Below are 12,612 nucleotides of genomic sequence, written 5' to 3'. Positions count from 1 at the left end.
GCAGGTCACGCTTAACCCTGCTGGTAGATGTCCAGCGCATCCGTGCCGCTGACACCCTGATGAATAATCGCCATCAGCGCGCTGACCACGCGTGACGGATTATCATGTTGATAAACGTTGCGGCCATACACCATGCCGCTGGCACCCTGCGCCATCAGCGCGGCGCTTTTCGCCAGCACCGCGCCCAATTCCCCTTTGCCGCCGCCGCGCACCAGCGTCGGACAGCGCGCCGCCTCCACCACACGATGGAAATCCTCTGTGTTATCCGTGGGGTCGGCTTTAATGATGTCGGCGCCCAGCTCCCGCGCCAGCCGCACCAGCGGCACGATTTGTCTGACGTCACCGAGCGAGCCGTACGCCGCGCCCTGGCCGGCGGGGGCCATCACCAGCGGCTCCACCATCAGCGGCATGGCATAGCGATCGCAGGCCTGGCGCAGGCGGCCAATGTTCTCCACGCACATGCGAAAAATGCCCGGTTCATCCGGGATCTGGTAGAGATTGACCACCACAGCGGCGGCATCCATCTGCAGCGCGGCAAGAATCGGTGCCTCCGGATTGTGCAACACCGCCCACATCTCGCGATGGCGCGCTGCGTTATAGGCATTGCCGACGTCGGTGCGCATCACCAGCGCCGGTTTGCGCCCGGCAACGCGCTGCAGCAGATCGGCCTGGCCATAATTGACCTGGATCGCATCCGGCTGTGCGGCAATCAGGTTGCGCATCACGCTTTCAATATCTTCCAGCCCCAGCAGAAAATCGGGCTCGTTGGCGATGCCATGGTCGATCGCCACATCCAGGCACTTGCCGTGGTGAAATAACCGGTTGAGGCGAACTTTAGGGGTGAGTGACATCCTGAACTTCCTCCTGTGAAAACGCGGATGCGAGCGCGTGCAGCCCATGGCGCTGCGCCAGGCTGATTGCGGTGTGCTGCAGATGTTCAGCGCGCTGGCTGTCCTGCCAGCCGAGCGAGTCGGCCAGCAGCTGCGAAATTTCCTGCATGAGCGGCGGCGTTAATTCACCGCAGATAGCCAGTGACGTGCGGCGCACCAGCACATCTTCCAGCTGGCACACCTGTTCATGCTCAATCAGATAGCGCAGTTCGGTGGCGCTGTAACCGGCATGATGCTGCAGCGGCTGTTCGCCGTGCTGCTGAATCTGCTGCAGCAGCGGCAGGGCCCGGCTGCCGTAGCGTTTCACCAGTTGCGTCACGCGCACCAGCGGAAGGTCATAGTGCTGCGCCAGCGCACTGAGCCAGGCGGGCTGGGCGGACGGCGCCGGAAAATCCCGGCCGCCGCCAATCGGCAGGTCGCTGCTGGAGACGCGACGCTTTTCTCCCAGCAGGCGCAACACGCGGTCGGCGGCCTCTTCCCCGAAGCGGCGGAAGGTGGTCCATTTACCGCCGACCAGACATAGCGTGCTCCAGGCACGCGCGTGGTCAGGCGGCAGCAGCACCAGCGAATGGTTACGTGAAATCTGGCCATTCACTTTGGCCTCGCTGGCCGGCAGCGGGCGCACGCCGCAGAAGGTGTAAACCACTGCGGATGCTGGCACCACAATGTCAGGAAATACAAAGCGCAGCGACTCAAGAATGTAAGCCTGCTCTTCGGCTTCGCACACCACGCCCTCAGGGTCATCAACGCGGATATCGGTGGAGCCCACCAGCACTTTGCCGAACCAGGGAAACATGATGCACACCCGGCCTTCCTGATTTTCGAAATAGACCATTTCACCGTCCAGCATCTGTAACAGCTGTGGGTGATCGAGGATCAGGTGCGATCCTTTGGTGCCGCCTATCAGTCTGGTGGGTGGTGAATGCACGGCCAGTTGCTGATTCAGCTGGTCGATCCATGCACCGCCGGCATTCACCAGCACGTGCGGCTGCAGGCTAAAGCGCTCACCGCTCAGCGTATCTTCCAGCAGCACCGTCTCGTCGCTGGCGCTGACCACCCGCAGATAATTGAGCGCCAGCGCCTCCGGGCAGGCGCGTTCCGCATCTTCAATCAGCTCAAACCCGAGTCGCTCCGGCGCGCTAATCCACGCGTCGTAGTAGCTGGCGCTGTATTTCACCCAGGGCGCGAAGCCAGGCCAGCGATCGCGCGTGGCGGCTTCGTTACGCAGCTGGTGGCGCGGCATAGCGCCGTACTGTCGCGTGTAGAGGTCGTACAGGCTCAGGCCGGTTTTGATCAGCAGCGCGCCGCGCCGGGTGGGCTTATCGCTCAGGCGCAGGAAACGTCGCGTGGCGTTAACCAATCCACCGCCGAGATTATCGATAGGTACGGTGGTACGCAGCGGAAACACATAGTGCGCGGCGTTTTTCAGCAGGCGATCGCGCTCCATCACCGACTCCTTCACCAGGCCAAACTCGCCGGTCTCCAGATAGCGCAGGCCGCCGTGAATCATGCGCGACAGCGCGCCGCTGGCCGCCTGGCACCAGTCACCTTTCTCCACCAGCACCGCAGGAATGCCCTGTAATGCCAGCTCACGAAAAGTACTGATGCCGTTGATGCCGCCGCCGACGATCAGCACCGGCAGCGAACTGTGCGCGCGCAGGCGGCTAAGCCGTTGTTCGCGGGTCAAAACCTGTTCCATTGTCAGCTCCTTGCGATGAACGCTTACTTGTCAAAGGTATAGGAGCGGGCGCAGCAAACGGCAAATCAGGTCATACAGGATGTGATTTTGTTCACTACCAATGAGAATTGTCGGGAAGCCTGGCAGGGGTAACGATATACTGCCGGTCAGACATCATGGTTAACCTGCAGGAAAAGGAATTTTCATGTTTTCATGGGCCCGATTAAGCGCACTTGCGCTGCTGGTCAGCGGCAGTGCGCTGGCAACGACATCACCAGACAGCATCATCAAACCGCTGATGCAGCAGTATCAGATCCCCGGTATGGCGGTGGCGATTCTGCACGACGGCAAAACCGAATTTTATAACTACGGCGTGGCATCGAAAGAGAGCGGACAGCCAATCAACGAGCAGACGCTGTTTGAAATCGGCTCGCTGAGTAAAACGTTTACCGCCACCTTAGCCAGCTATGCGGCGCAGCAGAACAAACTGAAATTCAGCGACGCGGCCAGCCAGTGGCTGCCGGAACTGAAAGGCAGCGCTTTTGATCGCGTCTCGCTGCTGAATCTGGCGACGCACACCAGCGGCACGCCGCTGTTCGTACCGGATGACGTGACCAATACCCGCGAGCTGATGCGCTGGTACAAACAGTGGCAGCCAGAGGCCCAGCCGGGCACGATGCGCGTTTATTCCAACCTCGGTATCGGTATGCTCGGCATGATTGCGGCTAAGAGTCTGCATCAGCCGTTCATCAGTGCGATGGAAAAGCAGCTGCTGCCGGCGATGGGCATGACGCACAGCTATGTGCAGGTGCCTGCATCGCAGATGGGGCGCTACGCCCAGGGTTATAACAAGCAGGATCGCCCGGTGCGGGTCACGCCAGGCCCGCTGGATGCGGAATCCTATGGCCTGAAATCTACCTCTGCCGATCTGATTCGCTGGCTGGCCATTCAGCTGCAGCAGCAGCCAGTCGCGCCCGCATGGCAACAGGCGGTGGCCGCGACGCATCAGGGCTATTACCACACCGAGGCCGCTTTTACTCAGGCGATGATGTGGGAATATTACCCGCTGCCGGTAACCACGCAGCAGCTGGTGGACGGCAACAGCGGCGCGCGCATCATGAAGGGCATGAAAGCCACGCGGATTACGCCGCCGCAGGCTGCGCCGCAGCAGGCGTGGTACAACAAAACCGGCTCCACCAACGGATTCGCCACCTACGCCGTCTTTATTCCGTCGCAGCGGGTTGCGCTGATTATGCTGGCAAATAAGTGGTTCCCGAATGACGATCGGGTGGTGGCTGCGGAAAAAATCATCAGCAACATCGGGAAGGGCGAATGATCACCATCAGAGCGCTGCGCGCAGAAGATTTTATGCCGTGGCTGGCGCTGTGGCAGGGCTATCAGCGCTTTTATCAGACTACCATTGACGATAACACCACCGGCGAGAGCTTTCGCCGCTTGCTGTCCCGCGCGGAACCCATGCACTGTCTGGTGGCCGAGCAGGACGGCGCGATGGTCGGGCTGGTGCATTTTCTTACCCATCGCTCAACCTGGACTCAGGGCGACTACTGCTATTTGCAGGACCTTTACGTCAGCGAAGCCGCGCGCGGTCTGGGGGCCGGCAAGGCGCTGATTCTGGCGGTCTATGAACAGGCAGAGAAGCTCGGCTGTTCGCGCGTTTACTGGCTGACGCAGGCGTCTAATAGCCACGCGCGGGCGCTGTACGATCGGCTGGCGCAACAAACCGACTTTGTGCAGTACCGTCATTTATTCGATCAGCCGTAATTTTCCTGGGCTGCCATGGAGGGCGGCCCCCGCATGCCTGATCAAGGCGCGCTTGCGTTATTCATCCCACCGTTTCGCTCCCTGACCCTTTCAAACGAAAATCCCTCAGATAAATAACTGTGACCATGCTCGCTATTTTCTGCCTGCGTGCTGTCTTTTTGTTCGCCTGATGTTATGAATGAATATGTAATGTATTTCGAATGAAACCAAAGCGTAAACAGACGGAGTGCGAGATGAACACCACTTTTACCTCAGAACAACAACCCGACGATTTTAAACAGCATGTGCGCCTGATGAAGCAGGTGCTCAGAGCACAGATTGGCGATGTCGAAGGCCTGTTTGAGCAGGTCAGAAGTAAGATTGTTAGTGAAATCGCGGCCGCGCGCGCCGAAGAGAAGCAGCACGGAACGGCGTGGCCGCAGGTCAGCTTCGCGGATCTGGCCGCTGGCCGCATCAGCGAACAGACCAAAGATCACATCCGCCGCCGCGGCTGCGTGGTGGTGAAGCAAACCTTCAGCCGTGAGCAGGCGCTGGCATGGGATGCTGACATGCTTAACTACCTCGACGACAATGACTTCGACCGTGTCTATCAGGGGCCGGGCGACAACTTCTTTGGCAACCTCGATGCCTCGCGGCCGGAGATCTATCCCATTTACTGGAGCGATGCGCAGATGTCGGCCCGCCAGAGCGAGGCCATGGCGCAAACCCAGGCGTTCCTCAATCGCCTGTGGAAATTCGAATCCGCCGGTACGCGCTGGTTTGATCCAGACGTGAGCATCATCTATCCGGATCGCATCCGGCGCCGGCTGCCGGGTACCACCTCAAAAGGGCTGGGCGCGCACACCGATTCCGGCGCGCTGGAGCGCTGGCTGTTGCCGGCCTATCAGCAGGTGTTCAGCAAGATCTTTTCTAACCAGTTCGATCAGTACGATCCGTGGGATGCGGCGCACCGCACGGATGTGCAGGAGTATCAGTCTGGCACCACCACCAAATGTTCGGTGTTCCGCACTTTCCAGGGCTGGACCGCACTCTCTGATATGCAGCCCGGTCAGGGACTGCTGCACGTGGTGCCGGTGCCGGAAGCCATGGCTTATCTGCTGCTGCGTCCGTTACTGAAGGATGTGCCGGAAGAGGAACTGTGCGGCGTGGCGCCCGGCAAAGTGCTGCCGGTATCGGAGCGCTGGCATCCGGAATTAATTGCCGGCCTGTGTTCGATCCCGGCGCTGCAGGCGGGCGATTCGGTGTGGTGGCACTGCGATGTGATTCATGCGGTGGCGCCGGTAGAAAATCAGCAGGGCTGGGGCAACGTGATGTACATTCCCGCCGCGCCGATGTGCGGTAAAAACGCCGACTATGCGCAGCAGGTGGCGCAGGCGCTGGCGACCGGTGTCTCGCCGGGCGATTTCCCCAAAGAGGATTACGAAGCCAGCTGGCGCGGTCGTTTTACGCCGCAGGATCTGAATGAAAACGGCCGGCGCAGTCTGGGATTAGCGTGATTTCTGCTAAGCTGGGCAAAAACTTTTTTACAGCAGGCTCTATGAACGCACGTCATCAGCACATTATTCAACTGGTCAGCGAGCGCGGCAGCGTCAGCGTCAATGAACTGGCGCAGACCACCGGCGTTTCGGAAGTGACGGTGCGCCAGGATCTGAACCTGCTGGAGAAGGGCGGCTTTCTGCGCCGCGTGCACGGTTCCGCCGTGGCACCGGAAAGTGATGACGTAGGCGCGCGCATGCAAACCCGCTTTACGGTGAAAAAACGCCTGGCGGAGTACGCCGCCGGGCTGGTTAATCCCGGCGAAACGGTGTTTATTGAAGGCGGCAGCACCAATGCGCTGCTGGCGCGAGAGCTCAGCCATCGGCAGGACATCACCATCATCACCGTCAGCCATTACATCGCCGGACTGCTGCGTGAGCAGGGCGGCGATGTGATTATCCTCGGCGGGCTGTTTCAGAAAAGCAGTGAGTCAGTGGTCGGGCCGTTAACGCGGCTGTGCATTCAGCACCTCAACTTCCATAAGGCATTTATTGGCATTGACGGCTGGGATGAGGCGACCGGTTTCACCAGCCGCGACATGCTGCGCTGCGATGTGGTGAACGCCATCATGGAAAAGCCCACCCACACCGTCGCGCTCACCGACTCCTCCAAATTTGGCCAGATTCATCCCTATGCGCTGGCGCCGCTTCAGCCGTTTAAGCAGGTGATTACCGACGCGGAACTCGCCGCAGGCTGGCAGCAACAGCTGCGTGCGCAGTCGCTAAAGCTCAGTCTGGTTTAACCTTTATTGCGTTCAATCTATCCCTCAGGCTTAGCGTGATCAGCCATTGATTGCATCGGTGCACCTTTCATGTAATAAATAAAGTTACATGAAGGCAACTAATCGGGACAATGATGACGCAAAATACCAACGACATCTTCAACGAAGAGTTTGCGCGGCAGTACGACGCGTATAACGGCAAACATCAGCCAATCGCTGATAATCTGCATCTGCTGATTTCACTGGTGCTGGACAACGCGCCGCCGCAGGCGCGGGTGCTGTGTGTGGGCGTCGGGACCGGCAGCGAAATTATCCGGCTGGCGCAGCAGCACCCGGAATGGCAGTTTACCGGTGTCGATCCTTCACCGGACATGCTGGCGGTCTGCACAGAGAAACTCAGCGCCGCCGGGATACGGGCGCGCTGCCAGCTGCATCAGGGCTACCTTAATGACGTGCCGGTTACCGCCGATTACGATGTGGTGCTTTGCCTGCTGGTGACGCATTTTATCCAGCATCCGCAGCGGGCGGGTATTTATCAGCAGATGCAGCAGCAGCTGAAACCGGGCGGACGCTTAGTGACGGCAGAAATTGCCGGCGATGTGCAGGATACCGGCTTTGATGAACAACTGCTGTTCTGGAAAACCATGCATGAGAGCGCCAGCGGCAGGGCGCAAAATCTGGATGAGATGAAGCAGATGCTGACGCAGCGGCTGTTGTTGCTGCCTGCTGCCCAGACCGAAGCGCTGATGGCGCAGGCCGGGTTCACGCCGCCGCAGCGTTTCTTTCAGTCGCTGCTGATACATGGCTGGACCGCGCGTAAGCGCTAAACCGCTTAATAAGGTTGGGTGAGCTGACGATTCAATAAGATAGCAGTGCCTGCGCCGTCAGCTCGTCGGTGATCAAACCGGTGACGAGTCCGCTGGCCAGCACCGCGCGGATCGCTGCCACTTTGCTCGGTCCGCCGGTCAGCGCCACGATCTCTGCGCGCTGCGCCAGATCCAGCGGCACTGACAGTGTGCGTGCCGTCAGCGAGTTGTGAATCATCTGCCCGTCGGCGGCAAAAAAGTGCCCCAGCAGTTCGCCCACCGCGCCGGCTTCCGACAGGGCGCGGATCTCGGCTGTATCGATCATCCCGGCTTCCACCAGCTGGGCGGCCGGTTCCACGGTGCCAATGCCCACCAGCTTCACTTCACTGTGCGCGGCCATGCTAAATACTTCGCTGACACCACGCTGCGCCAGTAGCACATCGCGATCCTCTTCGGTGTTAGCAAAAAACGGTACCGGCATCATGTAGGCCTGCGCACCGGTTTTTTCGGCGATGCGATGCATCACGTCATGCGGATTGAGCGCGTAGTTGCGCGTCAGACAGCCGAGCAGGGAGACAAAGCGCAGGTGCGGCGCGTCGATACGTGCCAGCTGGTGAATTGCTGCCGACAGCGTCCGGCCGTGGCCGAGACCCAGCGTGATCGCCGGCGTGGAGGCCAGCAGATTACGCAAATAGTCGGCACCGGCCATGCCCAGCGCGCGCACCGGCAGGCCTTCTTCACCGAGATCGGGTGCCACCTGACAAAAGTTCAGGCCGTAGCGGCTGCGCAACTGCTCTTCCAGCGTCACGCAGGCGACAATCGCGCCGTCGATGGTGACTTTCACCGCGCCTTCGGCCACCATGCGCGCAATCAGCCGATGGGTTTTCACCGACGGCAGGCCGAGCCGTTTGGCTACTTCAGCCTGCGTCAGGCCGCCGACATAGTGCAGCCAGGCCGCCCGCAGGGCCAGAGAGTCATCGCGTTCAGCGGAAGTCGGTGCGGATTTCATCGGGTTGTCCCTGTCTGGTTGAGGGGTGCTGCGGGCTGACGAAAGCCCTCAGCACGGCATGCTCACGCGAGATGCAAATCCTGCACCCCGGTATCAATATGGTCGGCCCAGAACGCCACGCTTTCGGCAATCTCCGCCACCACATTGCTGTCGGTGGGTTCGCGCTCTTTGAAGCTTAGCTCGAGGCAAATCTCGTTATCCTGCGCGCCGCCGCGCGCCAGCGCCTCAAGCAGCGGCTGCGGCTGAATGCGACCGCCGGCATTGTACTGCAATGTAAAGGGCCTGTGCCCGCCTTTATCCATCATGCTCTGCTTTATATGGATGATGGGCGAAAAGCGCGGCACCGCTTCAGCCCACGCGTAAGGGTCGTAGTCACGCGGATCGGCAGAGGTGACATCGCCATGATCGATATCCGCCATCATCCACATCGGCAGGGCAAACTGGGCCGCGCTCAGGCGCTGCTGCAGCGCCATACAGGCGGGAATGGTTTCGCCAAATTCGCGCCCGACGCTCATCGGTTCCCAGAACAGGTAACGCAGACCGGCCGCTTTGGCGTGTTCCGCCACTTCCGCCCAGCAGTCAATGGCGATGGCAATCAGCGCTTCACGCCGCGCCGCATCGTTAAAATCCCGTTGAGTGAAGATGGCAAACTGCGAGCCCACCGCGACGCCGCCCAGTTCCGCGGTGATGTCGGCAAAGGTTTTGAACCAGTCAATGTAATAGCGACGTACCGCCGCATCCGGATGACCAAAATGGTTGAGGCGGCCATACGGCCCGGTCATGCCGGAGGTGACGCGCACGCCGGTGGCACGCAGCGCCTGCTGCATGCGGCGCGTCATGTGGGTGAGCGTGGCAGCAGGCCAGCCGGGATTGATAAATTCATGCGTCAGCTGCAGATCGCGGATGCGGATCTGCTGCGCCACGGTGTGAATTAAATCGCCGGGATCGGCGAAGCGGTTCACCAGCGGATTGGTATTCAGCGAAAGCGTTAATGGCATGCGGCACCCCTCAGCCAGCGTGGGCGCGCAGCGGCGCGGCAGGGTGGAAAGTCTGTTCGAACCACTGGCTGAACGCGGTGCGCTGTGCAGCGCTGAGGTGCAGCTGATGTTTGGTGCGACGCCAGAGAATGTCTTCCGGCTGCTGCGCCCATTCGTACTGCACCAGATAACGCACCTCGGCCTCGTACAGCTGGCCGCCAAAATGCTCACCGAGATCGCTCAGCGAACTGGCGGTGCCCAGCAGCGTGCTCATACGCGCACCGTACAGTCGCGCATAGTGCTTGCGCAGCGGCTGCGGCAGCCACGGCCAGCGCGTTTTGATCTCCTCCAGGAAGCTGTCAAAATCGGCATTGGCGATCTCGCCGCCCGGCAGCGTGGCGCTGCGCGTCCAGTCCGCGCCCATGTTGGGGAAAAACGGCGCCAGCTGCTGCAGCGCATGCTCGGCCAGCTTGCGGAACGTGGTAATTTTGCCGCCGAACACGTGCAGCAGCGGGGCATCCTGTTGATTATCGAGGTCGAACACATAATCCCGCGTCACCGCCGAGGGATTGCCTTTACCGTCGTCAAACAGCGGCCGTACGCCGGAGAAGCGGGTAATCACATCGCTGGCGCGCAGCTTAACCTTGAAGTAGCGATTCACCACGTCGATCAGGTACTGCTGCTCACTATCATCCGCACTGACATCTTCCGCTTTGCCCTGCCAGGGAATGTCGGTGGTGCCGATTAACGCTTTATCACCCTCATAAGGATTGATAAAAATCACCCGCTTGTCGGTGTTTTGCACCAGATAGGCCTGCTGGCCCTCCCAGAATTTCGGCACGATGAGGTGCGAGCCTTTCACCAGCCGCACGCTGCGCTGGCTTTGCGTGTGGCTAACCTGATTGACGATATCCAGCACCCACGGCCCGGCGGCATTCACCAGCGCACGGGCGAACACCGTGCGCTGCGCGCCGCTGGCCTGATCCTGCAGGGTAATCTGCCATTTGCCCGGCAGACGCTGTGCTGCCACGCAGCGGGTGCGCGGCAGAATGGTGGCGCCGCGCTCGGCGGCATCCAGCGCATTGAGTGTCACCAGCCGGGCATCGTCCACCCAGCAATCGGAGTACTCAAAGCCTTTCTGGTAGCTGTCCAGCAGCGGTGCGCCTTCAGGATCGCGCGTCAGATCGAGCACGCGCGTGCCCGGCAGTTTTTTGCGTCCGCCAAGGTGGTCATACAAAAACAGCCCCAGCCGCACCAGCCACGCCGGACGATCGGACGGGCTGTGCGGCAGCACAAAGCGCATCGGCCAGATAATGTGCGGCGCCGCGTTCAGCAGCACCTCGCGTTCAATCAGCGCCTCGCGCACCAGGCGGAATTCGTAGTACTCCAGATAGCGCAGGCCGCCGTGCACCAGTTTACCGGAGCGCGAGGAGGTGCCTGCGGCAAGATCGTCTTTTTCACACATCATCACCGACAGCCCGCGCCCGGCGGCATCGCGCGCGATACCGGCACCGTTAATGCCACCGCCGATCACAAACAGATCCAACGTGTTGTCACTCATGCGTTACTCCTTAAAACTGTTTAATGCCTGCCAGGCGGCAGGAAGATCGCGGCGGATCTGCTGATACTGAGGGAACAGCTGCTGGTAGCGCTGCATCAGCGCAGGCAACGGCGCTTCGGCGTCGTCCAGCAGCGGGCGCACCCAGCGTTCAACGCACTGCGCCATGTCCGGATACGCGCCAATCGCCACCGCCGCCATCATGGCCGCACCCGCTGCGCCGGCTTCCTCGCGCTGGCTGATGCGCACCGGCGCGCCGATGCAGGCGGCAAGAATCTGCCTGAGCGGCTGCGATCGCACCGCACCGCCGGTAAGGCGAATTTCTCCCGGCAGCGTGGCGCCCATCGCCTGATAACAGTCGCGAGCTGCCATGCCGATGCCTTCAATCACGCCGCGCACCAGGTCGCCAAAGTTGTGCTGGTAGTTGAGGCCGGTGAAACTGGCGCGCGCGTCGGCGTTGACGAACGGTCCGCGTTCACCGGCCAGCGAAATGTAAGGATGGAACAGCAGGGTGCCCGGCTGCGCGTCGTTGAGCCAGCGATCGATCTGCTGCACCAGCCGCGCATGATCGGTTTCACAGCCAAAGCTGCTCAGCAGATCGCTGGCCACGTTCAGCAGCCAGTCGAGATTGAGCGTGGAAGCCATGTTGGTTTGCACCTGAGTGACATAACCTGGCCACGGCAGCGGGATCACGTAGCCGGTTTGCGCCGGGTTGAGCCATACCTCGTCAATAGTGACGCTGCGCAGATGCACGCCGGTTGAGCCGACAATCGAACAGGCGGTATTGGCTTCACCGGTGTGCACCCCGGCACCGAGCGCGGTCATCGCCATATCGACATAGCCGAGACACACCGGCGTGCCAGCCAGCAGGCCGGTTTGTCGGGCGGCGTCAACGGTCAGGCCATGGGTGATTTGCGTGCCGTCGATGATCTCCGGCAGCAGGTGGCGCCGGTGGTTAAGCCCCAGCGCGTCAATCACCGTATCGTCATAGCGCTGGTGGCGATAGTTGCCAAAGGTAAAGCTGGCTTCAGATGGGTCGGTGGCGCGCACACCGGTCAGATTGAGATAGAGCCAGTCCTTACAGTGCAATGCCACTTCGGCGCGCGCCAGCAGTTCGGGATAGTGCTGGTCCATGTGCGCCAGCTGCGCGCCCTGCTGGCAGGTGTTAAGACCGGTGCCGGTGGCCTGAAAGCGTGCGGCGGCCAGCGGCTGCTGATTAAGTTTTTCCACCGTGGCGGCGGCGCGGGCATCCAGCCAGATCCACGCATCGTCCACCGGCTGATTATCAGCACCGACCAGCCAGCTGCCGTCGCCCTGGGCGGTCACCGCCACGGCCACCACGCGCGCCGCCAGATTCTCCACCCGATCGCCGAGCTTGTGAATCGCACTGACCGCATCCTGCCAGGTTTGCGTCATTGACTGCTGGGCGGCACCGCCTGCGCTGCGGTAATAGCGATTGCGCGCCGACGCGCACGCCAGCTGGTTACCTTCCAGATCAAACGCCACCGCTTTAACCACCGAGGTGCCGGAATCCAGACCCAGAATGATATCGCCACTCTCCACATACACCTCCGTTCGCTGCTCCCGGTGCGGGAACCCCTGTTTGGTTTATCCGCAGCCTTGTTAATGAGCTGTGATGATTTTGCTAAATACTG

General features: G+C 60.8%; 11 protein-coding genes. 5 read left to right on the top strand and 6 right to left on the bottom strand.

The window, feature by feature from the left end; translation table 11 throughout:
- Nucleotides 1–11: 11 nt before the first annotated feature.
- A complete protein-coding gene (locus C1N56_RS09915) occupies nt 12–851 on the bottom strand; it encodes a class I fructose-bisphosphate aldolase (RefSeq protein ID WP_125308717.1) in 840 nt (279 codons plus the stop codon).
- Nucleotides 835–2,589, bottom strand: coding sequence for a glycerol-3-phosphate dehydrogenase/oxidase (locus tag C1N56_RS09910; RefSeq protein WP_394516606.1), 1,755 nt, complete (start codon nt 2,587–2,589; stop codon nt 835–837). Before C1N56_RS09910 ends, C1N56_RS09915 begins: the two co-directional genes overlap by 17 nt.
- Before the next feature lie 184 nt (nt 2,590–2,773).
- On the opposite strand from C1N56_RS09910, the gene ampC reads away from it, so the two are divergent.
- The 5 genes from ampC to C1N56_RS09885 all read left to right on the top strand — a co-directional run bounded on the left by ampC (nt 2,774) and on the right by C1N56_RS09885 (nt 7,434).
- A complete protein-coding gene (gene ampC / locus C1N56_RS09905; RefSeq protein ID WP_127834085.1) occupies nt 2,774–3,904 on the top strand; it encodes a class C beta-lactamase in 1,131 nt (376 codons plus the stop codon).
- Nucleotides 3,901–4,350: a GNAT family N-acetyltransferase gene (locus C1N56_RS09900; RefSeq protein ID WP_021506057.1), complete on the top strand. Its 450-nt coding sequence runs from the start codon at nt 3,901–3,903 to the stop codon at nt 4,348–4,350. Before ampC ends, C1N56_RS09900 begins: the two co-directional genes overlap by 4 nt.
- Before the next feature lie 233 nt (nt 4,351–4,583).
- Entirely contained in the window at nt 4,584–5,846 is a 1,263-nt protein-coding gene (locus C1N56_RS09895) for a DUF1479 domain-containing protein (protein ID WP_394516605.1), read from the top strand.
- Nucleotides 5,847–5,887: 41 nt separating this feature from the next.
- Nucleotides 5,888–6,628, top strand: a complete 741-nt coding sequence (locus C1N56_RS09890) for a DeoR/GlpR family DNA-binding transcription regulator (protein ID WP_215480311.1) — start codon at nt 5,888–5,890, stop codon at nt 6,626–6,628.
- Nucleotides 6,629–6,738: 110 nt separating this feature from the next.
- Nucleotides 6,739–7,434 (top strand): class I SAM-dependent methyltransferase, encoded by a 696-nt coding sequence (locus C1N56_RS09885; protein WP_223815614.1) that lies wholly within the window; start codon nt 6,739–6,741, stop codon nt 7,432–7,434.
- Between the two features lie 31 nt (nt 7,435–7,465).
- Here the strand turns inward: C1N56_RS09885 and C1N56_RS09880 are convergent, their stop codons facing one another.
- The 4 genes from C1N56_RS09880 to C1N56_RS09865 form a co-directional block, all read right to left on the bottom strand.
- Entirely contained in the window at nt 7,466–8,422 is a 957-nt protein-coding gene (locus tag C1N56_RS09880; RefSeq protein ID WP_215480312.1) for a sugar-binding transcriptional regulator, read from the bottom strand.
- Between the two features lie 62 nt (nt 8,423–8,484).
- Entirely contained in the window at nt 8,485–9,420 is a 936-nt protein-coding gene (locus C1N56_RS09875) for a sugar phosphate isomerase/epimerase family protein (RefSeq protein WP_141495441.1), read from the bottom strand.
- A gap of 10 nt (nt 9,421–9,430) precedes the next feature.
- A complete protein-coding gene (locus tag C1N56_RS09870; protein ID WP_059008817.1) occupies nt 9,431–10,960 on the bottom strand; it encodes a glycerol-3-phosphate dehydrogenase in 1,530 nt (509 codons plus the stop codon).
- 3 nt (nt 10,961–10,963) lie between these two features.
- Nucleotides 10,964–12,520 carry an FGGY-family carbohydrate kinase gene (locus C1N56_RS09865; protein ID WP_394516604.1) on the bottom strand — a complete coding sequence of 519 codons (1,557 nt, stop codon included), beginning with the start codon at nt 12,518–12,520 and terminating at the stop codon, nt 10,964–10,966.
- Nucleotides 12,521–12,612: the final 92 nt, after the last annotated feature.

This window comes from Pantoea sp. SGAir0175, from assembly GCF_043547855.1.
Note: the sequence above shows the minus strand (reverse complement) of the source record. Positions and strands in the feature narration are given on the sequence as shown.

Bases quoted from the DNA above. Each gene is read 5' to 3' on its own strand.
- C1N56_RS09915 (WP_125308717.1), bottom strand. From the start codon at position 851: ATGTCACTCACCCCTAAAGTTCGCCTCAACCGGTTATTTCACCACGGC.
- C1N56_RS09910 (WP_394516606.1), bottom strand. From the start codon at position 2,589: ATGGAACAGGTTTTGACCCGCGAACAACGGCTTAGCCGCCTGCGCGCG.
- ampC (WP_127834085.1), top strand. From the start codon at position 2,774: ATGTTTTCATGGGCCCGATTAAGCGCACTTGCGCTGCTGGTCAGCGGC.
- C1N56_RS09900 (WP_021506057.1), top strand. From the start codon at position 3,901: ATGATCACCATCAGAGCGCTGCGCGCAGAAGATTTTATGCCGTGGCTG.
- C1N56_RS09895 (WP_394516605.1), top strand. From the start codon at position 4,584: ATGAACACCACTTTTACCTCAGAACAACAACCCGACGATTTTAAACAG.
- C1N56_RS09890 (WP_215480311.1), top strand. From the start codon at position 5,888: ATGAACGCACGTCATCAGCACATTATTCAACTGGTCAGCGAGCGCGGC.
- C1N56_RS09885 (WP_223815614.1), top strand. From the start codon at position 6,739: ATGATGACGCAAAATACCAACGACATCTTCAACGAAGAGTTTGCGCGG.
- C1N56_RS09880 (WP_215480312.1), bottom strand. From the start codon at position 8,422: ATGAAATCCGCACCGACTTCCGCTGAACGCGATGACTCTCTGGCCCTG.
- C1N56_RS09875 (WP_141495441.1), bottom strand. From the start codon at position 9,420: ATGCCATTAACGCTTTCGCTGAATACCAATCCGCTGGTGAACCGCTTC.
- C1N56_RS09870 (WP_059008817.1), bottom strand. From the start codon at position 10,960: ATGAGTGACAACACGTTGGATCTGTTTGTGATCGGCGGTGGCATTAAC.